The 22,903-nt window shown below is 66.7% G+C and carries 20 protein-coding genes and 1 pseudogene; 10 read left to right on the plus strand and 11 right to left on the minus strand.

The features are described from left to right. Window positions 1-170: 170 nt before the first annotated feature. Entirely contained in the window at window positions 171-623 is a 453-nt protein-coding gene (locus ACFSXZ_RS00170) for a winged helix-turn-helix transcriptional regulator (protein WP_378259904.1), read from the minus strand. 96 nt (window positions 624-719) lie between these two features. Here ACFSXZ_RS00170 and ACFSXZ_RS00175 point away from each other — a divergent pair, with 96 nt between their 5' ends. From ACFSXZ_RS00175 to ACFSXZ_RS00185, 3 genes are read left to right on the plus strand one after another with little or no spacing between them, the layout of a single operon-like run. Beyond that, entirely contained in the window at window positions 720-1,277 is a 558-nt protein-coding gene (locus ACFSXZ_RS00175) for a dihydrofolate reductase family protein (RefSeq protein ID WP_378259905.1), read from the plus strand. Window positions 1,278-1,288: 11 nt separating this feature from the next. After that, window positions 1,289-1,672 (plus strand): PPOX class F420-dependent oxidoreductase, encoded by a 384-nt coding sequence (locus ACFSXZ_RS00180; protein ID WP_378259906.1) that lies wholly within the window; start codon window positions 1,289-1,291, stop codon window positions 1,670-1,672. 23 nt (window positions 1,673-1,695) lie between these two features. Continuing rightward, window positions 1,696-2,034 (plus strand): hypothetical protein, encoded by a 339-nt coding sequence (locus ACFSXZ_RS00185; RefSeq protein WP_378259908.1) that lies wholly within the window; start codon window positions 1,696-1,698, stop codon window positions 2,032-2,034. A 385-nt stretch (window positions 2,035-2,419) separates the two neighbouring features. On the opposite strand, the gene ACFSXZ_RS00190 is transcribed toward ACFSXZ_RS00185, so the two are convergent. After that, window positions 2,420-3,004: an SMI1/KNR4 family protein gene (locus tag ACFSXZ_RS00190; RefSeq protein WP_378259910.1), complete on the minus strand. Its 585-nt coding sequence runs from the start codon at window positions 3,002-3,004 to the stop codon at window positions 2,420-2,422. Between the two features lie 360 nt (window positions 3,005-3,364). Here ACFSXZ_RS00190 and ACFSXZ_RS00195 point away from each other — a divergent pair. Further along, window positions 3,365-3,589: pseudogene (locus ACFSXZ_RS00195) on the plus strand (alpha/beta fold hydrolase); the annotation flags it as partial. A gap of 645 nt (window positions 3,590-4,234) precedes the next feature. On the opposite strand, the gene ACFSXZ_RS00200 reads toward ACFSXZ_RS00195, so the two are convergent. Then, window positions 4,235-4,423 carry a hypothetical protein gene (locus ACFSXZ_RS00200; protein ID WP_378259912.1) on the minus strand — a complete coding sequence of 63 codons (189 nt, stop codon included), beginning with the start codon at window positions 4,421-4,423 and terminating at the stop codon, window positions 4,235-4,237. Window positions 4,424-4,585: 162 nt separating this feature from the next. After that, window positions 4,586-5,458 carry a LysR family transcriptional regulator gene (locus tag ACFSXZ_RS00205; RefSeq protein ID WP_378259914.1) on the minus strand — a complete coding sequence of 291 codons (873 nt, stop codon included), beginning with the start codon at window positions 5,456-5,458 and terminating at the stop codon, window positions 4,586-4,588. Between the two features lie 99 nt (window positions 5,459-5,557). Between ACFSXZ_RS00205 and ACFSXZ_RS00210 the strand changes: the two genes are divergently transcribed. Both ACFSXZ_RS00210 and ACFSXZ_RS00215 read left to right on the plus strand, forming a co-directional pair. Then, window positions 5,558-6,400: a TIGR03620 family F420-dependent LLM class oxidoreductase gene (locus tag ACFSXZ_RS00210; protein WP_378259915.1), complete on the plus strand. Its 843-nt coding sequence runs from the start codon at window positions 5,558-5,560 to the stop codon at window positions 6,398-6,400. Window positions 6,401-6,655: 255 nt separating this feature from the next. Continuing rightward, window positions 6,656-6,838 carry a hypothetical protein gene (locus ACFSXZ_RS00215; protein ID WP_378259917.1) on the plus strand — a complete coding sequence of 61 codons (183 nt, stop codon included), beginning with the start codon at window positions 6,656-6,658 and terminating at the stop codon, window positions 6,836-6,838. Window positions 6,839-6,936: 98 nt separating this feature from the next. On the opposite strand, the gene ACFSXZ_RS00220 is transcribed toward ACFSXZ_RS00215, so the two are convergent. Genes ACFSXZ_RS00220 through ACFSXZ_RS00230 form a run of 3 tightly spaced genes read right to left on the minus strand, consistent with a single transcriptional unit; the run spans window position 6,937 to window position 10,366 of the window. After that, window positions 6,937-7,902 carry an amidohydrolase family protein gene (locus ACFSXZ_RS00220; RefSeq protein WP_378259919.1) on the minus strand — a complete coding sequence of 322 codons (966 nt, stop codon included), beginning with the start codon at window positions 7,900-7,902 and terminating at the stop codon, window positions 6,937-6,939. Next, window positions 7,899-9,395 (minus strand): amidase, encoded by a 1,497-nt coding sequence (locus ACFSXZ_RS00225; RefSeq protein WP_378259921.1) that lies wholly within the window; start codon window positions 9,393-9,395, stop codon window positions 7,899-7,901. The genes ACFSXZ_RS00220 and ACFSXZ_RS00225 overlap by 4 nt, the downstream gene beginning before the upstream one ends. 5 nt (window positions 9,396-9,400) lie before the next feature. Then, window positions 9,401-10,366, minus strand: coding sequence for an alpha/beta hydrolase (locus ACFSXZ_RS00230; RefSeq protein WP_378259923.1), 966 nt, complete (start codon window positions 10,364-10,366; stop codon window positions 9,401-9,403). Between the two features lie 87 nt (window positions 10,367-10,453). Here ACFSXZ_RS00230 and ACFSXZ_RS00235 point away from each other — a divergent pair, with 87 nt between their 5' ends. Continuing rightward, entirely contained in the window at window positions 10,454-11,035 is a 582-nt protein-coding gene (locus ACFSXZ_RS00235; protein ID WP_378259925.1) for a TetR/AcrR family transcriptional regulator, read from the plus strand. Window positions 11,036-11,352: 317 nt separating this feature from the next. Here the strand turns inward: ACFSXZ_RS00235 and ACFSXZ_RS00240 are convergent, their stop codons facing one another. The 3 genes from ACFSXZ_RS00240 to ACFSXZ_RS00250 form a co-directional block, all read right to left on the minus strand. Further along, entirely contained in the window at window positions 11,353-13,650 is a 2,298-nt protein-coding gene (locus tag ACFSXZ_RS00240) for a glycoside hydrolase domain-containing protein (RefSeq protein ID WP_378259927.1), read from the minus strand. Beyond that, window positions 13,638-14,024: a hypothetical protein gene (locus tag ACFSXZ_RS00245; protein ID WP_378259929.1), complete on the minus strand. Its 387-nt coding sequence runs from the start codon at window positions 14,022-14,024 to the stop codon at window positions 13,638-13,640. Before ACFSXZ_RS00245 ends, ACFSXZ_RS00240 begins: the two co-directional genes overlap by 13 nt. Window positions 14,025-14,720: 696 nt before the next feature. Beyond that, entirely contained in the window at window positions 14,721-18,143 is a 3,423-nt protein-coding gene (locus ACFSXZ_RS00250) for a choice-of-anchor D domain-containing protein (protein ID WP_378259931.1), read from the minus strand. A 661-nt stretch (window positions 18,144-18,804) separates the two neighbouring features. Here ACFSXZ_RS00250 and ACFSXZ_RS00255 point away from each other — a divergent pair. From ACFSXZ_RS00255 to ACFSXZ_RS00265, 3 genes are read left to right on the plus strand one after another with little or no spacing between them, the layout of a single operon-like run. Then, window positions 18,805-19,095: a WXG100 family type VII secretion target gene (locus ACFSXZ_RS00255; RefSeq protein ID WP_378259933.1), complete on the plus strand. Its 291-nt coding sequence runs from the start codon at window positions 18,805-18,807 to the stop codon at window positions 19,093-19,095. Between the two features lie 2 nt (window positions 19,096-19,097). Continuing rightward, window positions 19,098-20,465, plus strand: coding sequence for a colicin D domain-containing protein (locus ACFSXZ_RS00260; protein ID WP_378260002.1), 1,368 nt, complete (start codon window positions 19,098-19,100; stop codon window positions 20,463-20,465). Between the two features lies 1 nt (window position 20,466). Continuing rightward, complete coding sequence (locus ACFSXZ_RS00265; protein WP_378259935.1) at window positions 20,467-20,760, plus strand: colicin immunity domain-containing protein; 294 nt, start codon at window positions 20,467-20,469, stop codon at window positions 20,758-20,760. Between the two features lie 1,187 nt (window positions 20,761-21,947). Here ACFSXZ_RS00265 and ACFSXZ_RS00270 read toward each other — a convergent pair. After that, window positions 21,948-22,787, minus strand: coding sequence for a helix-turn-helix transcriptional regulator (locus ACFSXZ_RS00270; protein WP_378259937.1), 840 nt, complete (start codon window positions 22,785-22,787; stop codon window positions 21,948-21,950). Window positions 22,788-22,903 lie beyond the last annotated feature (116 nt).

Here is a 22,903-nt window from a genome sequence, read left to right on the forward strand (position 1 = left end):
TCGCCGAACCGGCGACGACGACTTCGCCATGACTGCGTCAGAAATCCGCAGAACCGCCGAGGAAATGCCACGGCATTGATACCGATCGTGAGTGAAATCGCCGTGAGGCAGAGGCGACCGCCACGGACATCCGTCGGGGAGCCACACGAATCGGCCACCCGGGGCGTTTGTCAGCCCGCCGAGCCCGGCCCCGGGAGCAGGTCGACATCACCGGCGTGCATCGGCTCGCCGCAGCGCGTGCAGCGAAGGTCGACCCGGCTGACCTCTCCGCAGGCGTGGTGGCGGTAGAGCACGGGCGGCCCGGCCTCGCCTGCGAGCCAGCGGTCTCCCCACCGGACCATCACCATCAACAGGTCCACGAGCTCGACACCCTTGTCGGTGAGATGGTATTCGAAGCGCGGGCGAGCATCGTAGGCCCGGCGCTCCAGCACGTCCTGCTCGACGAGGTGATTGAGCCGCTCGGTGAGCACCTTGCGCGAGATCCCGAGGTCGGCCTGGATCTGGTCGAAGCGATGCACCCCCGCGAAGACATCGCGCAGCACGAGAGGCGACCAAGGCTCCCCAATCACGTCCATCGTGCGCGCGATCGAGCACGCCATCTCACTGAACCGCGTCCGTTGCATGAGACCAATCTAGCAAATGGGGTTCCCTAAGGAGACTGTAGCTTGCTAGAGTTCCTCCCGTTGGGTCTCTTCAAGGAACTTAGGAGTACCGCGATCATGAGCAAGGTCTTCAGTGCGTTGGCTACCTCGGCCGACGGCTACATCACCGGCCGCGGCCCTCGTCCCGGCCAGGGGCTCGGGACCGGTGGGGTTCTCTTCGACTGGTATGGCGACCCGCGGAACTCGTCGTACTATCAGGCGCTCAGCGACCGCGTGGGCGCGGTCGTCACAGGCCGCACCACATACGACGATTCTGAGGCGTTCGAGGGTGGGAGTCCGCACCCGAGGGCACCGATGGTTGTCCTCAGCCACCGAGCCCAGCCCGAGGAGCACGCCGCCTCCGGCCGGCAGTCCTTCGCCGACTCGATAGAGACAGCCGTGGAGCGTGCCCGCAAGCTCGCTGACGGGAAGGACGTCGCCATCCAGGGCGGTGTCACGCTCACCGCGGCGCTCACAGCGGGGCTGGTCGACGAGGTGGTCATTCACCAGGTTCCGGTCCTGCTCGGCGGCGGACGCCCCCTCTTCCACGACCTGCCCGCCCATGTCGGGCTCAGTCTCGTTGAGGCCGTGCCCGCCGCCGGCGTCACACACCTGCACTACCGGATCGAGAAGTGAGGAACAGGCCCATGCTGAACCCCGACGTACGCGCGCTCCTCGATGGCACCCCCGTCGCCCACCTGGCAACCCTCCTCTCGGACGGCTCGCCTCACTCAGTCCCACTGTGGATCGGCACTCGCGGTGACCACGTCGCCTTCCTCACCGGCCCCGACTCCCGCAAGGCCCGCAACCTCCGGCACGACCCGCGCGTGGCGATCTCACTCACCCCGCCCGACGCACCCTTCCCTCCCGTTATGCTTCGCGGCCATGTCGTCGAGTGGCTCGACGGCGACGAGGGCTGGGCGGCCGTCGACAAGATCGCGATCAAGTACACCGGCCAGCCCTACGGCCGCGACCAGGAACGCGTCGTCGGCCTCATCGAGATCGACCACCAGCGCGTCGGCCTCCGCTGACAGACCCAAATCGAGGAAGCATCATGAACACGACCGTGACCGACCAACAGATCCGTGACCTGGCAGCCACGGCGAAGCCGTACAGCATGGCGGTCCTGCGCTGGGGACCGCAGCGACACAGGGAAGGCGCCGACGCGATCGAGCTCGAGCACCAACGCCGCATGGTGTCGATGCGCGCCGAAGGGGTGATCGCGATCCTCTGCCCGGTGCAAGCCGACACGATCGCCGGCGTGGCGATCATGACCGTGCCTGCCGACGAGGCCCAAAAGATCATGGATAGCGACCCCTGCGTCCGGGCCGGGATGATGACGTGCGAGGTCCACTCCTGCCTCGGTTTCCCCGGCGACGCCCTTCCGGCATAAGCCGTACGGGTCGGCGACTTCGCGGGTGGTGAACATTGCCCCCTCGGAGTGGGGAATGCGTAGCCGCTGTGTTGCGAATCCCTCGACCTTTGCCATGCAAAGGCGTCACTGCCCGGCGGCCGGTAATCACCCTCGTCTACTTCCGTGACCGGAAACGTGTCGGTGGCACGCGCTGCGCCGAGAGCACGCCGCGACGCTGGACATGCCGCTGAGCGAGGACGCGCTGGCGTTCGCCCGCAAGCTCGCCGCGGCGAAGTACACCCACCCCCACGCCAAGATCGCGATCGCTGACCTGTTGGAACGGTGGCATCTCGGGTGGGCACGAGCCCGGTTGGGCCACTTGACGCCACGATCCGCGAGTGGGGGCCAGCCGTTTTGTGTCTACTCAGGCAGAATCGGTGTCCAAACGCTGAGTCGCCTGCAACATCAGCGCACCAAAGCTGTCGTAACGAAAATCACCGGGGAGGCTGCCGTCACCGGTAAACCACTCGTACGCGGCCCACTCACCGTCTTCTGCCGCGTCGCCGGGATGCAGCACCCAGCAGACGCCGGGCCCGCCATCGTCTCGTGCGATCAACAAGCCCCGCTCGAGCATCTGGCGCTCATCGTCGTTAACAGCGAAGCTCCAAGCTTCCACGAGGTCCGGGTCGCGTTCGGAAAGCCACCCGATCTCGTCCACGTTGAACAGATCGACATCGTCGACATAGCCAAAGCCGTTGCTGGCCAACAGGAAATTCCGGTACGTCGGTGGCAGTCGAGTGCCGAGCCGCTCTTCAGCGGCCACGACAGCGTCCGCACTGGCCGGCTCATAGCCGATCCAACCCTCACGTTGGACATGGCTCCTGATGTCCTCTCCACACCCGTTCTCCTCCCACTGGCGCAACCAACGCGAGTTGTCCAGGAACTTCGAACTGTAATCACGCAGGAACACGCGCCACTCGGCCGCCACCACAGGGACTCGCACACTCATAGGCCCTCTATAGCCACAACCGCTTGCGGACGATAGCACCAGGCGACAACATGGAGCTTTTCGGGACAAATCTGTGCACCAAAGAGCAGGGTCAGCTCCATGGTCACCAGCTTCCGAGGACGCCTGTGACCCATAACCGAGGAAATGCCACCAGCTTGAGACCAATCAAGTCGACATCCCCGTGAAACAGACGAGAAACCGCAGATGATACAAGATCAACATGTCACGCGTGACGAGACCCTACAGAGGTGTCGTAGGGTCTCGAAATCGATGGCACTTTCTCAGTGATCTTGGCACGTGGATGGTACTTGTGCCATCGGCGCGAGACTGGTCGTTGGCCGCTATGGCCGCCTTGATCTTCTGGGCCCGCTGCTGCACGAATTCCTGCGCACCAGCGGGGTCCCGGTGCTCGCCGTGTGGGGTCGCAACGACGAAATCTTCGGCCCGGCCGGCGCGCGGGCCTTCGCCCGCGACGCCAAGGACGCGGAGGTGCACCTGATCAACGGCGGTCACTTCCTGCTGGAGAGCCACCTGGACGTCGTCGTGGGTTACCTGCGTGGCTTCCTCGGGCGGGTGCTGGACTAAAGGATGTCTCGTGACTCATCTTCCGGCTGGAAATGCCGCCGCACTGAGACTGATCTTGCTGACGTCTTCGTGAGACAACCGAGGAACTCCGCTGGGTGCGGAGGCGCGCGACCGCGACCGCCGCATGAGGGGTATTGCGGACTGCTTTTGAGTAGAACTACGCAGGACGCGATCGTCCGCGTCGCGTAGCGTCCTGATCGTCGGCAGTGCGGTTCGGAGGAGGTCCGTGCTGCCGGCGCCATAACGGGCACGGAGGACCGCTCGGGCGATGTGAGTACGAAGCACGGTGAGGGGCCGTGCCAAGCACAAGGGGGCACTATGCCGGTGGGGGACGAGCGGTTCCTCCGGTCGTTGTACGACCTGAAGTACCTTTTCGGGGACAAGTGGGCACCGGCGATCGTGGTCGCGCTCGCGGGCGGCCTCCATGCGCCATAAAGAGATACTTCCACGATCAGCTCGTATTCCATCGGCGAAGTCTGGCGCGGACATTGAAAAAGATGACCGAAGAGGGAATTTTGAGTCGCAGACGCGATACCGAGACTTTCCCCGCACGAGTCTGTTATTCGCTCTGTTTCCCCTTCTGGTTCACCCCAACGGCTGGCACACCGGTCGCCAAATTCGGTTGATATCGGCAGGAAACCTCTGTCAGTGGGAGTTCTGAACCCGTGCTTCGCCGTCACGCGCCTGTTGCAACATGGCATCCCAGTACGCCGCTTGCGGCACGGCCGTATCACGCTCGGCCAGCCATGTCGTTTCCGAGTCACCGGCAGGTTCGACGATCGAGGTCCAGTTCGGCCCGACGGACCCGCCGATCTGCTGGGCGGTGTTCACCATCGCCGACCACCCCGGACTCCTCGGGCCGCACCCCACTGGTCGCGGCGTTCCGCGCGAAGCCGAAGCCGACCAGCAGCAGCTAGCGACCGGTTTCGCCGGAAGCCTGCGTCATCCGCACGACCTACGCCTTGCGTTCGCCAGACGCGTCATTGGCTGCGGCCGTCACGACGTGTCGTCGTCACGAAAGGCTGCCACCGCACACTCGGCCGCACTGTTCGCGTTGTCCGTGGCGACCACGACACTGCCGGCGATCGTGACCCCCGGCTTGAGCGGGATGCACCGGACCCGGGTGGAGCGAATCTCGGCGACCTGGTCGGCGCCCAGCACCGTCCAGCTCCGCGGATCCGAGCCAACCTCGACGATGGTGTCCTGCAGCGTGCCGGTCGGCCGGCCCGCCCTCGGGCACAGCCCGGTGTCGTGCAGCGCCAGGCCCACGGCGTCGTGCAGCGGCGGGTCGTGCTTGCGGGCCGGCAGGCGCAGCGTGTCGTCGGCCAGTTCGGTGAGGGCGACGGCGCCGCGGTCCGCGGCCGGATGGTGCTGGGACACCACGGCGAACAGGCGCTCGGTCCAGGTCGGCAGCACCGTGAGGCCGGGCGCGGACCGCACTCCCCGAACCAGCGCCAGGTCGAGCTCACCCTGTCGGAGAGCGTTGAGCCGGGCGTCGACCGGCAGGTCGACCAGCACCACGTCGAACTCGGGCGCGCGCTCACGGAGGGAGTCGATACCCCGTTCCAGTCGGGCGGTCAGGCCGGCGGCGGTGCCGATGCGCACCGTGGTCATGACCTGCTCGGCCGCCGCCCGGACCTGGTCGGCCGCGGCGAGTGTCCGGCGGGCCGCGTCGAGCACCCGGTACCCGGCCGCGGTGAGCCGGACCCGCCGGGGCGACCGGTCGAGCAGCCGGACCCCGAGTTCCCGTTCCAGCCGGGCGATCTGCTGGCTGACGGCCGGCTGCGCGATATGCAGCCGCTCGGCCGCCCGGCCGAAGTGCAGTTCGTCGGCCACCGTGACGAAATACCGCAGTGCCCGCAGCTCCATCGTTCCCCGCCTGGTCGGATCTCGACGATAAGGCGAGCTTATCGCAGCACATGGCGGTTGACGCTGGTTCACCTCGCCGCCCGGTGCTGAAGTGTGGCCATGGTTATGGAACTGGGACTGCTGGGCGCCTATCTGACCGCCGCCGAGGCGACCGCGGCGCAGGCCGTCGCGCTGGAGGAGGCCGGCTACGGCGCGGTGTGGCTGGCTGCTTCGCCGGCCGCTGACCTGCGGCAGGCGGAGCGGCTGCTCGACGCCACGAGCCGGATCGTGGTCGGCACCAGCGTGATCAACGTGTGGCAGTCCGACGCGAACACCGTCGCCGAGTCGTACTACCGGATCGCGGCCCGGCACTCCGACCGGCTCATCATCGGCATCGGCGCCGGCCACCGGGAACAGGACGCCGGATACAGCTCGCCCGTCGCGAAGATCACGGCCTACCTGGACACCCTGACCGCGGCCGGGGTGCCCGCCGACCGGTTGCTGCTGGCCGCACTCGGACCCAAGATGCTGCGGCTGGCCGCCGACCGCGTCGCCGGCACGGTCACGCTCCAGGTGACGCCCGAACACACCCGCCGCGCCAGGGAGATCCTCGGTGCGGACAAGCTGGTGGTGCCCGGACACGGGGTGCTGCTGGACACCGATGTCGAGCGGGCCCGTGCGACCGGCCGGGCCGGGGTGCGGCCCATGCTGGGCGTCGCCAACTATGCCAACAACCTTCGGCGCATCGGCTACACCGACGAGGACCTCGCCGACCCGTTCAGCGACCGGCTGATCGACGCGCTCATGCTGCACGGCGACGCCGCCGCCATCGCGGCCGGCGTTCGCGCGGAACTGGCGGCCGGCGCCAGTCACGTCGGCCTGCACGCCGCGGGCGAGGACCCGATCGGCGTGCTGCGCGAGGTCGCGACGGCCGCCCGCGATCAGCAGGTCCTGCAGACATAGTCGTCGGCCCGTCGGCACGACGGAGTCGTTTCGTCGAGTCGTGCGGGACCATGCGCGCCTAGCGAATCCTGGTCGACGACCTGGTTTATGCCAGTTTCGGTCAGATGTACGTGGAGAGCGACGGAATCGGTTCGGCTGCGGACATGTACGCCGCCATGAAGGGACGGGAAGGTCCTCAAGCGGGCGCGGCTGCCTGAGGGGATGGCGGGGACGGCCCGGCTCCACAAGTTCATTGGGGCCGGGCACGAGACGACGATGAACCAGATCAGCAACATCGCCTCCCTGCTGTTGACCCGGCCCGACCACGGCCTGGAGTTACGCCGCTCGATCCTCACCGAGAGCACCCCTGAGGACGACACGACCCTCGCGCGCGATCGAGGAACTGCTGCGCTTCACCATGCTCGGCGCCACGGAAGGGCTGCCGCGGATCGCACCTGACCGGGACCGGGAACCGGTTCCGGCACATCCACAACGGTGAGATCCCCGGAAGAACTGACCACTGCCGCCTCCAGGAGAACTCCTGTCATCCGAAGCGTCTACCCGCTTTGTGCGCGACGAGCGGCCTGCGGAAAAAGGACGTGGGCGCGGTCCGGGACCGCCGCGCGGGCGGTTCGGCCGATTGCCTCGGTGCATAACAGCGCACGGATGTTGCGCAGGGCGGAGGCCTTGTCGGTGCAGGGCACGCCCCAATCAGAGCCGAACACGAGGTGGTCCTCACCAAACGTGGCCGCGGCGGCGGTCAGTTGCTGGTCGCTGGCTGACGCGGCGGTATCGACCCACAGTCGTCGAAGCGTCGTCTCGATCTCACTGGTGCCGAGGTTGTGCGGGTTGGGTACCCACGGCTCGGTGCCGATCAGCCCGAGCCGTCCGGCCAGCAGGGGCACGGCGCCGCCGGCATGTGCGATCACGAAGGTGATGTTCGGAAAACGCGCGAAAACGCCCGCGTAGAGCATCGAAACGACCGTCCTGCCGGTGTCGAACGCGACTTCGACCAGTGGGGTGGGCAGGTCGGCGACGGCGGGAGCATAGGCGTTGGGGTGGACGAACACCACGGCGTGCCGGTCGTCGAGTTGTTGCCACAGTGGGTCGAGCGCGTCGGCGGCCAGTGATTGGCCATTGTAGACAGTGCTGACCGCCCAGCCATCGACACCGTCGAGTCCGCCGACGCGCTGGATCTCCGCCAATGAAGCCTGGGGGTCGTCGGTCGGCAGGGCAGCGAGCAGGCCGAACCTGGTGGGGTGCGTAGCGACGATCTGGACGCCGTAATCGTTGGATGCGCGCAGGCTCTCCAGGTTGTTCGGGACGGTACTGAGCATCTGCATGGCAGTGCCCGTCTCGTCCATGTATGCCAGTGTCCCGTCGAGACGCCATTCGTAGGGCTCCGGTGCGAGGAAATGCTGGCGGCGCCGTGACGCTTCCCAGGCCGCGTGACGAGCCGCCGGCGTGGAAGGTAGCGAGAAATGCGCGTGAATGTCGATCAAGGCCGATGCGGGACGGGTCATAGGGAGCCTCCGGGATGAGTGGCGGTAAGCGCGGGAGCGGTGCGTGGTGGACGGATACGTTCCAGGTCGAACGCGAGGGCGAGCAAGTCCGCGTCCCGATTGGGTAGGCCGAGGAACTCCAGGCCGACGGGCAGCCCGCTGCTGGTGGTGCCCGTGGGGACGGTAATCGCGGGGAACGCGGCCTGCGCGGCGACGAGCGTGTTGGTCGGGAAGGTTCTCGATTCGGGATTGCGCACCTCCGGCGCGGAATCTTCGAAGGCACCGCCATCGATGTCGGCGCGCGAGGGTGCCGCGATCCGCGCGGTGGGGTAGGTCAGGGCGCTGAGTCCGTGCTGGGCGAAGGCGGCGGCGATGAGCTGCTGGAGTTGCCCGCGCAGTTCGAGTGCCCGGTGCAGTCCAGGGTCATCGTCGGGTTCGCGGTGGCTGGCGGCGACGCCCGGAAGCAACGCGATCGCCCGGCAGTAATGTCCCGAGGCGACGATATCGGCGACATCGGTGAACGGCGCTCCGGCCGCGGTCAGCCAGTGGTTGAGGTCGCGGCGGGACTGAAGGAAGTACATGAACGTTCCGCGCAGGAGATCCGCGAGCCCACGCAGTTCTACGTCGATGAGGATCGCGCCGGCCTCGCGCATCGACGTCAGGGAGTCCTCGACAATCCGCGCGATCTCAGGGTCATCCCCGGATCCGGTGTCGCACAACGCATACGGCACGCCGATCCTGGCACCGGCCAGAGCTCCTGGCACCAGCTGGTCGCGCAAGGTACCGGGCCGGCCCACCATGGCGGTAGCCGGGTCGCGGTGATCCCGGCCGGCCATGGCATCGAGGAGGACAGCGACGTCGGCGACCGAACGCGCCAGCGGCCCGGGAGTGTCCTGCTCGCGAACCAGTGCGGCGACACCGTGGCGGCTGACCAAGCCGACGGACGGACGAATGCCGACCAGGCCGCAGAACGATGCCGGAATGCGGATCGACCCACCGGTGTCGCTGCCGACGCCGGCAACGGCCAGGCCGGCCGAGACGGCCGCGGCGGTCCCACTACTGGAACCACCGGGATCCCGAGACAGATCGTAAGGATTGCCGGTGATTCCCGAGCGCGAGGAGTGCCCGTGCCAGGACATGGCAAAGTCGGGCATGGTCGTCTTGCCCAGGATCACCGCACCGGCCTTCCGTAGCAGCGTCACCAGATTCGCGTCGGTGGTCGGAATGTGCCCGGCGAGCGCCGCCGAACCGAACGCTGTCGCGATTCCCGCCGTCTCTATGTTGTCCTTGACCAAAATGGGGACGCCGTGGAGCGCGCCGTGCGGCGTCGAGGTGGCCTCGAGCCGCCTGGCGTCGTCGATGGCTGCCGGATTGAGGGTGACTACGGCATTGAGGCTGGGGTCGATGAACCGGATGCGGTCGAGGTGCTCAGCGACGACCTCGGTGACCGTGACCTCGCCGCGCTGGTAGAGCCGTTGCAGGCTGGCAACGGTGTACTCGCCGGGAGCGGACATGGCCGTCAGTCCGTGCTTGCGGCGGTTGTCGCGGCCGCGGGGCGTTCGGCGCGCACAGTGGCGGCCAGGGCGGCGAAGGCGCGGGCCAGGTCGTCTTGGGACGACGCGATGACGCGGCGCATCAGGACGAAGCCGTGGATGTTCCCGGCGGCCTCCAGGAATGTCGTTGGCACGCCGGCGGTCACCAGCGCCGCCGCATAGGCGCGGCCCTCGTCCCGGACCGGGTCCTCGCCTGCGGTGAGCACGACGGCCGGCGGCAGGCCGGTGAACTCCCCCAGCATCGGGGAGCCGTGCCAATCGTGGGCGTCGGCATCGTAATGGCCGTAGTACCAGCGCCGCCCAGCCTCGGTCAGTAATCGTCCGGTGGCGAACTCCCGCTGCGAAGGATAGGTGCGCGACAAGTCGGTGCCTGGGTAGATGACCATCTGCGCGAGGACCGGAAGCTTGGCCTCGTCGTCGCGCAAGGCCATCGCCGTGACGATCGTGAGCGTTCCCCCTGCGCTGTCCCCGCCCAGAACCAGTGCGTCGGCTTCGCGACCAAGTTCGGCGGGGCACCCGGCGACCCAGCGGGCGGCGTCTTCGGCATCCTCGACCGCGGCGGGATAGGGCGCCTCCGGGGCGAGCCGGTAGTCGACGAGCACCACCGGGAGATCCAGCAATCGGGCGATCTCCGCGACGAACGCGCGGTGGGTCTCCAGATCCCCGGTGACGAACCCGCCACCGTGATACCAGACGACGACGGGCCCGGGTTCACGAGTCGCTCGCGAGTCGAGCAACAGGCCGGCGATCTCGCCGGACCGGGTCGGGATGGTCAGCGGCAGCTGAACCGCGATCTCCCCGACCGGCAGATCCGCGGCCTTGACGGATTCACGCAGGCCGGCACGTGCCTGCTGAGGGGTCTGGGTCTCCAAGCTGGGCAGATCACTGGTGGCGAGGTACGACAGGAGAGCTCGGACTTCGGGACGAGGCATGGCTACCACTTTCAGGCGATGTCAGATTATGACATCGACGACGATAGCACCAATGTCATAATCTGACATCATGCCTAGAATGAGAGCATGAGCCGTTGGGAACCAGGAAGCCGCGCGCGCCTGCAAGCCGCCGCCCTCGACCTGTTCCTGGCACAGGGCTACGCGGCGACGACCACCGCGGCCATCGCCGAGCGGGCCGGGGTTACCGACCGAACCTTCTACCGTCACTTCAAGGACAAGAGCGAGGTGCTGTTCGGCGATGAGGGGCGGCTCGAGCAAGTGCTGGTCGAGGCCGTCACCGCGACCACGGGCTCGACCACGGACGCCTTACGAGCGGCCTTGAGCGCGCTCGCGCGGGACTTCCAGCCGCGCCGGGCCGACCTCGTCAGACGTGCGCGCGTCGTCGAGTCCGTTCCCGATCTCGCCGAACGTGAACTATGGAAGCTGCGCACCTGGTCGCGCGCACTCATGCGGGTGCTCCTCGAACGCGACGGGGACAAACTCGCGACACACGCCCAAGTCGAGGTCGCCCTGGCGCTTTTCCGTACGGCGTTCCAAAGCTGGACACGTGACGACGACCCGCCGGCCCTCGACGACTTGATCCAGCAGGCGTATGCCGCCGCCGGGCTCAGCCCTGGGATGGACACCAGGAGCCACCTCACGCCGTAACTTCGAGCCTGGTACCGCTCGACCATCCGGAAACCGGATCCTCCAGCTTGGACTCCCGTCCGGCCCGCCCAAATCTCGCGCGGGTGCTCGAAGCGCTGGCTCATGACTTCGACCGCGACGGGTCCGACACCTCGTGGGCGGCCGCACTACCACGCCCACTCCCGGACAAACTCCCGATCGGCACAACTGTCCAATTTGGACCCTGAGCGAAGCCGCGTCCGGACCGTCGCCTGTTTGGACAGGCGCAGGAAACGCGCGATAGTCACCCCGAGCGCGCCGATATCGAGGACGCCGCGGCGCGCCCCGTCTGGCGATCGTCATCCGGTGAAATATCCGAACAGGTCGGCGATCACGTCCACGCTGCCATGGAAGTTGTAGAAGTCGACCTTGCCGTCGGTGACCGGCACGATCGCCAGGTTGGGCACGGTCTGCCCGGCGACGAAGTTGAGGTTCGACGCGGTCGGTACCCCCGGCCCGCCGTCCGGGTACACCGTCAGGTAGCTGTCCGTGGTCGAGTTGGTGACCGTCACGTTGAGCACCACGGCGGTCACGTTCGCCGGGACCCCCGCGGTGCCCGCCACCGGAAGGCTATAGACGCCACCCGGCCCGAGCGTGCTGCCATTGGCGCGAGTGTCCAGCAGCCGAGCCGGACCAGCCGGAGTGAACGTATTGCCTGAACCGTTGGTGTAGTAGCCGAACAGATCCGCGACCACATCCACGGTCCCCTGGAAGTTGTAGAAGTCCACGGTCCCGTTGGTCACCGGTACGAGCACGAGGTTCGGTGTGGCCGGTTGCGTGCTGAAGTTGATGTTCGAGGTGCTCGGCCGGGGCTGGGCGTCCGGGTACACGGTCAGGTAGCTGGGACCGCTCGGGTTAACCGCCGTCACGTTGAGCACCACGGCGGTCACGTTCGCCGGGACCCCCGCGGTGCCCGCCACCGGAAGGCTATAGACGCCACCAGGCCCGAGCGTGCTGCCATTGGTGCGAGTGTCCAGCAGCCGAGTCGGACCAGCCGGAGTGAACGTATCGCCTGAACCATTGGTGTAGTAGCCGAACAGATCCGCGACCACATCCACGGTCCCCTGGAAGTTGTAGAAGTCGACCTTGCCGTCCGTAATCGGCACGGTCACCAGGTTGGCGATCACCTGACCGGCGATGAAGTTCAGGTTGGAAGACGTCGGCCGCGCATCGCCGTCCGGGTACACGGTCAGGTAGCCGGGGCCGCTCGCGCCCACCGCCGTCACATTCAGCACCACCGCGGTTGCCGACGCCGGCACGCCGGCGGTGCCGCTGACCTGCAGCACGTCGACCCCGCCCGGCTGGAGGGTGGCCTCGCCCGGAGCGGTGTTACCCCTGGTGTCCAGGAGCCTGCTCGGGCCGTCTGGGGTGTACCCGCTGGTCACTGGGGTAGAGGCCGTTCCGGCGTGACTCACGTCGAGCGCGTTCTTGTCGATGCTGAGGCTGTAGCCGCCGTGTGTATCGGTGACCCCGCCGCTGTACTGGTGCACGCGCTGGTGATTGGACCATGCGGTGCTCGGCAGGCTCGGGAGTGTGGTGTCGTCGGTGCCGTCCCACTTGGCGTCGACGACGACATCGGGGGTGGCCGAGTTGCCGTAGTTGGCGACCAGGTCGGCAAGTGTCGAGCTGCCGCTACCGTAGATTCCGGCCCAGTAACCGAGTTTGTGCAGTTCGCTGTTCCACGCCGCCTCGAAAGCTAACGCAGCACCGGACTGTTCTGGGCTGTAGCCCTCCATGTCGTAGTAGAGGACGTTGCCGAGGCCGAACCCGAGGTTGCTCGCCTGTGTCACCGCGTCATCCGCCGCGGCGACACCCTGACTGGACGGTGCGGTCAGTTCGTTGAACGCGGCCTGCGGGCCCACGTACAGCGGCTCGAAATGCCAGCCCGCGGCTGCCTGGCTGGATACCCAGCTCGTGGTGAGGTTCGGCTGTGCGCAGGCCATGTCAGAGCCGCCGAGGTAGATCCCGACGTTGGTGTAAGTACCGAGCCAGGCGCTCATCGTGGCGCTGCTGGGCGCGGTGCAGGTGTCGAAGCCTTCCCCGGAGCCGTTGGTGACGCTCGCGGGCAGCGTGCTGGCGGTCGTATTCGGGGTGAACGTCCCGGACCGCGGCGTGGGAGGAGCCGTCGCCTGAACGGTCGGGGCCGGAAGACCGGCGCTGGTCACGATTCCAGCGGCCAGTGCCCGGTCGCTGCCATAGACGACCGTGATCGACACACCCGGGCTGGTTGCGGTGATCTGGTGCGCGATCGGGTTGTCCGTACTGGTAGCCGTGGATGCGGCGGCGGGTGCCACGAGTAGCGCCTCGGTGCGGCCGATCAGGTTTGCGGGACAGTCCTGCTGGTGGCTTGGGGTGCCGAGATACACCGCGTGCCGGTCGAACCGCACGCAGGCGGCGGCGTTGTCAGTCAAGGAGATCACCGGCCAGTCGGCCGGCACGGTGAAGTCGAGGCCGAGATAGCTGACCCGCTGCTCTCCGCTGGTCGCACCACTCGCAACCGGGGCACCGGTAGCCAGGAGGGCAACCGCGACACCAGCAACAAGCGTGCTTCGACCGAATTTACGCATAAGGCGTGGCGCGAGCCTCACCGATGACACCCCTTCACCTGATGACAGAGTGGATCGCGAATAGTACGGAACGACTGCGGAGTGGCTCGGATGTCGCCCGCACCGAAGTTCACAGTGGACACCGACGGGTAGCTCCCGGGCGCGACCGTCAGATAAGTCGCCGCCGACGCGTCCAAACCGGTCACGTTCAGCACGACCGCCGTGGCATCGGTCGGCAGGTGAGCGCTTGTCAGGTCGACCCCGATTCCGCTCCGTGCGGAAATCATGCCTGAACTGCGCGTATCGAGCACGCGCACGGGGACGATGGGCGGGTACGTGGACCCGGCGGTCGCGCTGCCGGTGGCCGCCTGCGCACCCTGCGCCACCATGCCGACAACGCCTACGAGCAGCGCAGCGCTCAACACCGCCCATCCACCAAATTTCACCGAAACCCCTCAGAAACAGGAAAAGGGCCCAAGACCCGGGAGGAGTCTGACACAGGGACCAGGCCCACACCAGAGGTCTGGCCATGCGTGCACTCGCCTCCGCGCGCTGCACCGCCGTGCAGTGGGGCAGCGACGCTCACCACTGCGGCACGTCTTTTTGTTCTATAGATCCGGATTTGGCTTCGGCGAAGCCATGGCACCCCGTGAGGAACGCCATAGATATCGATTCGTGCTGTACGGGCGGGGACGGACCCGGTTGAGTACCTTCGTCGCGAGCGCGGGGGATGCCTGTCGACGAGCTGGCAGAAGTCTGGGCCCCGGACGACTGTTGGGCACTGGGAGGAGCCGACACGGGCACATGTCATCGCGCATTGATCCTGTCTGCTGCCCGCGCCCACGCAGCGCGCCGCCGTACCGGTGAGCGTCATTCGTGCCCGCGTTTAGCGGCTTTCTCATTTTCTTGTCGCCCTATTGGTTTTGGTCATTCCCTGTGGAGGGTTGATGGCACGCAGCGGCCGCGACGCCATACGCGCCTGCCGCACGCCCGGATCACGCGCTTCCGAAGGCGCCCCGATCAACGACCCCACGACGTTGCCGACGATGTCTTCCCACACTCGCCGGCGACAACCCCGATAGCGGACCGAACCGACTGCCTGCGGGCTCCGCCCCGAAGTCCTACCGGTAGGTTGCCGCCACTGCGCCGTTGGAGAACCAGAACGTGAGCCAGCCACCGACGAAGTCGTTGCGCCGTCCGCCGTCGATGCCGTATTCGTCGGAGGTGGGGTAGCCCAGCCTGCTGGTTTCCCAGCCCATCGATGCCCACGTAGCGCGGATGGCGCCGTACACGCCGTCTGCCCCGGTGGAGGGGGTCCAGTAGATGGACGCCGCGTTGCTGAAGTGGTTGTAGCGGCCGACACCGTCCGGCGTGCCCAGCTCGTCAGTGGCCGGGTAGCCCAGCGGTCCGGCTTCCCAGCCCATAGCGGCCCAGCGGTCCCGGATGGCGCCGTACACGCCGTGCGCGCCCGTCGACGGAGTCCAGTAGACCGAGGCGGCCTTGCTGAAGTGGTTGTAGCGGCCGACACCGTCCGGCGTGCCCTGCTCGTCGGTGATGGGGTAGCCCAGCGGGCCGGTCTCCCAGCCCATCGACGCCCATTTCGCGCGGATCGCACCCTGGATCGACCACGCCCCGGTCCCGGCCGTGAAGTAGATCGAGGCACCGTCCGGGCGAGAGAAGTGGTTGAACTTGCCGATCCCGTCCGTGGTGCTCAGTTCATCGGTGATCGGATAGCCCTGGGGGCCGGCCTCCCAGCCCATCGACGCCCATTTCGCGCGGATCGCACCCTGGATCGACCACGCGCCGGTGTTCGGTGTCCAGTAGATCGACGCGCCACCCGAACCGTTGAAGTGGTTGTAGCGGCCGGTCCCGTCCGGTGTGCCCTGCTCGTCGGTGACCGGGTAGCCCAGCGAACCGGCCGGGCCACCGAGCGCCTTGTAGTGGTCGAGAATCGCGCCGTGCACGGCGTGCGCCCCGGTCGCCGGCGACCAGTAGACGCTGCCGCCACGGAAGTCCTGCGCCTCACCTCCGCCCGCGGTCGGATACTCGGCCGACACCGGGTCACTCAGGTAGGAACCCCGGGCGCCGCCGAGTTGGTTGTAGTAGTCGGTGATCGGGTCGGTGTTGCCTTGCAGCGTCACGTATCGCGCGCTCTGCCCGTCGTCACCGGTGATCTCATACGTCGCGGTCGCCGGCAACGCATCGGTCGGCGTGAAAGTCACCGACTGCTGCAACGAGTCGCCCGGCGCGATCACCTGCCCCTCCGCCAGCGGGCTCGCACTGGTGAAGACCCCGGCGGGGGCCTTGGCCTTGGTGATCGTCAGCGGCACGGTGCCGGTGTTGGCCACGGTGAAGGTCTGCGTCACCGACTGTCCAACCGCGACAGTGTGGAAGTCCAGGAGCGTCGGATCCAGGGTCAGGTGCGGCTGCCCCGACAGCGCGGTGCCGGTCATCGGCACTGACACCGAGCCCTGGTCGCTGGACACCCTCAGCTGCGAGCTCTCGCTGATCCCGGCATCGGTACCGGCGGTCGGGGTGTAGGTGACCGGGATCGTGAGTGACGCACCGGCCGCGAGCACCGTGCCGGCAGCGGGCAGGCTGGTTGCGCTGAACGAGCCGGTCGGCGCGGTCACGCCGGTGATCGTCTCGCTGCCGGTACCGGTGTTGAGGATGTTGACGCCGAGTTCCTTGGCCACGCCGGTGCGCACCTGGCCGAAGTCCAATGACGACGGTGTCGCGCCCAAGCCTGGCTGCGTGCCCTGTCCATGCAGATCCATCGCGACCGTGCCGGCGCTCGTGGTGAACGTCAGGCTGCCGGTCGAGGCACCCCACGTCGTCGGCGTGTAGCTGACCGGCACCGCCAGGCTCTGCCCCGCGGTCAGCGTGGCCGGTGTGGCCAGCGTGGTAGCGAACGGAGTGTCAGCGGACGCCCCGCTCACGGTCAGGTCCTGGGTGGCCGTGACCGTGACGGTCGCGTTCTCGGTGCCGCCGACCGCCGCCGAGCCGAAGTCGTACGGCTTGGTGGTCAGCGGCGAGGTTGTGGGCCTGCCGAAGCCATAGACCTTGCCGTCACGCGTTCCGACGTAGACGCGGCCGTTGTCGGTCGCCGGTACCGCGAACTTGACGGCGGTGCCGATCGGTGCCGAGTACCGCAACCGCAGAACACCGTTGACCGGCACCGGGTCGTAGGCCCGCAACTGGGCGTTCGCCCCTGTCGGGCCGGTGCTGTAGACCACCCACACCAACGCCGAACCCGACGTCGTGCCCGTCGACGTGACCACCGGCGACCCGGATGTGTAACCGAAGTCGTCGCTCGTCGTGCCCACCGACGTCAACGAGGGCCCCGACGCCGAATACCGCAGCGCGCGCAACGGGCCGCTATTGCCGACCACGTACACGTAGCCACCGTCGCCGCCCCAGAAACCAGGCCGACCCCACACCCCCTGAAACGGACCGGTCACGCCGACCACCGCATCCCCGCCCCCAGTGCCCTGCCCCGCGCCCCCAAGGTGGTCGGCGTCCAGCAGATAAATGCGGCCGTCCTTACCGACCTGCACCACCAGATGCGGATGCGCGCTCGTGCCGAAAGCCGACGGCAACGCTATCGGGCCGCCCGAACCGAGATCGGCGTCATCCTGGTTGAGCTTCGTGTTGTCATGCGGGCTGAAGAAACTCGCCGCGCTCAGCGAGCCATCGGCGTTGACCGCAAGCCGCACCACCGACTCACCCAACGTCGCCGACGGCGTATCACCCGGACCCGGCGCCGGAGCCACACCATTGCCGGTGGCGACAAGAATACGACCCGATCCGTCGGAGACCAGCCCCGACCCGGCCTGCCAAATCCCGCCCTCATCGGACACCCCGGCCTCGGTCGACCAGATGGTCGTCTGAACCCCGCTGGAGGCGTTTACCCCCACGACGTAGCCGACATAGGGCGTGTAGTCACAGTGGCTCCCGAAGCCCGCATAGACCACACCGTCCAAAAGCAACAGACCCGGCCGCTGCATCGCGGTCATCGGGTCGAACGGCACACTCGGGTTGTTCGTCGGCGCACCCTTGATCGTCGTCGGGAAACCCGCCCTCTCCGCGCCGGTCTTGACGTCCATAGCGTGCACATACCAGTGCGGGTGCTGCGCGTCCGGACCATCATTGACCTTCGACGTCAAATACACCGTGCCCGTGCCCGCGTCATACACCGGCGTCGACGTCACACCGATGTTCGGCACCAGGTCACCGCAGCTCACCGTAGACGCCGGCCACGCCGGACCCAGATCGCGAATCCACCTCTGCGCGCCACTAACCGGGTCAAGACCGTAAACCTTGTTGTTCTCCGTCGCGACCACGACCACCCCGCCGCCCACCACGGGCTGCGCCGAGACCTGACCATCGACCGCCGCAGCGAACAACTGACCGAAATCGGTCGCACCAACCTGCGAGGGCACCAAACCGGATTCGTTGTCATCCCAGCCCGTGCGCAGTGTCGTGTTCGCCGCCGTCGCGTCATCGGCGAGCGCGGGCGGCGCGATCAGGCCAACCACGACCATAACTGCTGTGAGCAACAGAATCCGGACAGCACGACAAGACCGGATGAACAACTGTGCCCCTCCAACCGTCGCACACGGACGCCACAGTTGCGCCACTTGCGAAGATCTTGTCGGCAAATCACCCGAACGCGTTACGCGGCAGCATCACGGAACGGTACCGATGATCAGCGCGAGTTCCACGGCGCTCAACCACCGCGCTGGACGCGCGTACGATTTGGGCGAAATCGCCCACCCGCTGGCACGACGCCCTCTCGCCCGCGTCCGGGACTCGCGCGGGATTACTGGCCATCGGTGGCGTGGTCGAATTCTTCTTCTCGTACCGCGACCACGGCTGGTGAGCGCGTGACCCGCGAACACAAAAGGCCGGCGACCATTCTTCGTCCGTTGTCGTGGCTGGCCCTGATCGACGTTGCCAACAACACGTTGCGTTAAAACCGCAGGTCAGCGCAGTTGAACTCTTAAGGTGGGCCCAACGTGTCGGCATACGAACCACGACATGCTGGTCGAGGGGCCTGAGATCACGATCTGCGCGGTGGGCGCTCGTTTGGTTTCCCGTTGCACGTGCTCGCCACATAGTTGACGCGATCGGTTCACGAGGTGGTTTCCTAGCGCGTAGGCTGACTGTGTCGCAGCGTAAGCGGACGTGTACTCGGGGGTGAGTGTGGCTGAGTTGACGGTCGACTTCTCCGCGCTCGAAGCCCTGGCTGACTCGCTTGCCGCCTATGTCGACGCGGCGGCGGCCCTGCTCGGCGATGTGGAAGGCCATGTCACGCGACTGGAGTCGTCGTGGTCGGGCGCGGCGCGAGCGGCGTTTCAGGAGGCGTTCGCCGAGTGGCGATCATCGGTTCGTGACCTGCACGACGAGGTGCGGACGATCCGGGACTTCGTGGTCACGGCGCACGGTAACCACGCTCAGGCGGTACGGACCAACGCCGGAATCTGGCGCGTGTGAGCATGGGACGCGGACCTGACGGCGGACCGTTGGTGCCGGTGAAGATCGTGCCCGACGATTTCCATGTCGTGGCCCAGCACTTCATCGACGCGCAAACCGACCTCACCCACATCCGCGGTGACCTGCTCACCAAACTGGATGCCGCCCAGGGCGCGGCCGGCGCGTGCGACGGCGCGCACCAGTACCAGGACGGCTGGGCCGCCGCCATGGACAGCATCCTCAACGACGGCTTCCACTCCGCCTTCGACCTACTGGGCGCGATCGGCCAGGGCATCGACGTATCCGCCCTCAACCACTGGAACGCCGACCACACCAGCATCCCCGGCCAAACCAGCGGTGGCCAACAGCCCTGGTCCCCCGTAACACCCAACCCCTGGCCATCCAACACCGACTTCGCGGTGCTGACCGGTGCTTCACCGTGGTGGATGCCCGGCTTCCTGGAGCGCTACATCCCTACCGCCGACACCAGTCGGCTCGACGATGCCGCCGGTGCCTGCCGCGCGGCGTCCGCCGCGCTCCGCGAACTCGGCGCCAACCTGCATGCCAGCCTGCAGGGGCTGCTCAGCAACAACAGCTCAGCCGACCTCGACGAGTTGGACCAGTTCTGGCAACGGGCCGCCGGATCACAGTCGGTCCTGACCGGGCTGCCCCAGGCTCTGGAGGACGTGGCGAGCAGTCTCGTCGACTTTCGCGTCTGGAACGACCACACCCAGGAGGCGATCAAAGACAAAATCAAGAACGTGATCGAGAGCCTCGGAGCCGTCGGAGTGCTCCTGGGCATCGGTAGCGTGCTCACCGACGGCGGCTTGGACGCGATCATCGCCGCCGTCGTCGAAGCACTCGACTTCGTCGGCATCGACGCCTCAGGTGCACTGGCCGCACCCATCGCGGAAGTAGCCGCCACCGCAGCCACCGGGCTGGTCGCCGCCGGAGGCGCCGTCGCGATCGCCAAGGGCATCGAGCCCGCCATCCAGGCCGCAATGAGCAGTACACCCAACCCCAACATCGAAAGCGCCGACGCGACCAAGATCAGCGACGAACTCACCGACCGCGGACTACCCGCACTCAAATACCCCAAAAAACAACTGCAGAGCCACTACAAACACGCGAAAGACTTCGGCATCGACCAGAACTGGAGCAACGAAAGCGCCAAGGCCTACGAAGACGCCCTCAGGAAGTTCGCGGACGACCCGGCCAACACCATCAACACCGCCGGAAAATATCACGGCGAGCCCGCGATCCTGATCTACAATCAATCCACGAGGGTCTGCGAGGTCCTCCGACCCGACGGCACATACTGGACAGGCTGGAAGCTCGGCCCGGAGCAACTCAGGAACGTGATCGAACGGGGTTCACTAGGTGGAGGATGACATGAGCACAGGGCCAGTCCGCAGCGACCTGGTCGACTACGTCGCACTGATCGATCGATTCGTCGACCGAGAGATCGATGCCGAGCAGTTCGAGACCGAATACCTGCAACTGGTCAAGAACGACGAAGTCATTCACGGTGAACCTGCGTTCGGCGTCATCGACGAACTATTCTTCTACGTCGACGAATACTTCGTCTTTCCCGACGCCTCCGACGACGACCGTTCCAGAGAACAAGAAACACTGCGTGTACACGCCCGCGAAGCCGCAGCAAAGCTACGATCTATCACTAAATAGCCGCAAGAAAACATCTTGGATGGTCGTCCGTTCACGTCGACGCGGCCAACGGGGCGACAACCCGGTAGAAACCACATGCGTGATCGTGGTCATGATCAAGGTCGACGACCACGTCCAACCAAGGCTGCTCGCCTCACGACAGCCAGCGCGGGTCTGGCGCCGGTCTGCTTGTCGGAACGGACCAAGCGCGGTTCGAGAAGCTGGTCCGCAAGTAGCGGCGGGCAACAGTCGGACACGGACATACCCCCGGTTAGAGGACCTGCGGTTCGCACAACGACACAACGACACAACGAGCCGAACGAAACCGCAGGTCACAGCCACAAGTGGCCTAACGTGTCGGCATACGAACCGCGACGTGCTGGTCGAAGGGTCCGAACTCACGATCCGGCCGGTCGGTACCCGCTTGATCTGCCGTTGACCGCCTCACCCCATTGAGCGTAGGGCGATCATCACCTGGCCAGCCGGAGTCTGTCCTTTCGTCAACCTCTGGGTGTCGTGCGCAAGCCGAGCAGCCGGTTGACCATTCTCGAACGGGGAAGGAAAGTAGCGCCGGGAGTTTCCGGTCCACATACGCTTGGAGTGTCGTAGCGAAAACGGACGTACACTCGTGGGTGAGTGTGCCTGGGTTAACGGTCGACTTCTCCGCGCTCGAAGATCTGACTGACTCGCTGGCAACCTACGGCGATGCGGGCGCTGCCCTTACTCAGTGACGGGGAAGGCCAGGTGGCGCAGCTCGCGTCGTCTTGGCAAAGGCAGCTTGGCCACGCCAGGAATATCCGGAGGTCAGCCACCGAAGGAGGCGAGTCCCTTCCGCACCTCGTCATGGGACTGCCTCACACCCGGCCGAGAACTTGTCGCAATCCGCAAGTTCGATCGGACCAAGCATGGGCCGATAGATCAATTTTACCCTTCTTCTTCGACTTGCTCCCGCAGACTTGGCGGGAGTTGTGTCCGATGGTCCACATGTGCGTTCTTTAGCTGCACAGGTGGTCGGGGCGAAGTGGACGCTTTGGGCGCGTTTGACGGCTTCGGTGCCGTCGCGGCGTTCGACGGCGAGTCCGACGGCCCAGATGTTGACGGAGCCCCGGGCACCTCGACCTGCACCGCGCCCACATCAGTGAGCACGGTCTCGGAACGCGTGCCGTTACGCGAGTTCCCGGGTCCTGCGACCGGCCGGATCGTGCTCGTCACAGGTGCGTCGCCCGGCGTAGCAGGCGGTCGATGTTCTCGCGGCTGCGCCTGTCGGTGGGGGTGTGGACGACGAGGCGGACGCCGGGGTGGTCGGTCAGTTCCATTCCGGTGGCACGCAGGCTCACATCGCCGATCCCCGGAATGTCGTAGCGCTTGTCACACAGATGCGGTGGAGCAACGTCGTGCCTGGCCCAGAGCCGGGAGAACAGCGGGCTGGCGGCGCGCAGACGGGTGACGAAATCCTGCCATTGCGGGTCGCCCACGTTCTGGCTGTAGCGATAGCGGAAACCTGCCACGGCCTCGGGCGCCTGCTCATCGCGGTTGACGATGCGGTGCTGCCCGTCCGGCGCCGCGAAGAGGTGCCAGAGGGTGTTGCGCTGGCCCGCCGGAGCACTGACCAAAGCGGGGTGCAGGGCCGCGTATGCACGGTTCCAGCGCAGCACGTCGGTGCGGGCGTTGACCAGCATGGCGGGCAACGGGTCCAGGGCTCCCAGGACGGTGTCGAGGTCACCGGGAATCTCGGTCGGCGGATCGCTGGTGACCGGAGGCTGGGGGATCTGGGCCAGACGGTAGAGGTGGTCGCGCTCGGCGGCATCCAAAAACAGCGTGCGGGCCACCGCGTCGAGCACCTGGGAGCTGACGTTGATCGGCCGCCCCTGCTCCAGCCACGTGTACCAGGTGATGCCGACACCGGCCAGCTGGGCGACCTCCTCGCGGCGCAGTCCAGGGGTGCGCCGACGGACTCCCGGAGGTATGCCGACATCCTCGGGTGAGACCCGCGCGCGTCGTGAGCGCAGGAACTCCCGCAGTTCGGTCCGGTTCGCGGTCGTCTGCACATGCCCACTGTGCCAGAGCCGGGAGGCGCCGGCCTGGTGCTGCCAGTACCAGTGTCAGCAGGATCTTGGAACCGGTGTCTACACAAGGCGCAGGCTCGTACCGCCTGTATTCCTCA

This window comes from Amycolatopsis pigmentata (assembly GCF_042684065.1).
GTDB lineage: Bacteria > Actinomycetota > Actinomycetes > Mycobacteriales > Pseudonocardiaceae > Amycolatopsis_E > Amycolatopsis_E pigmentata.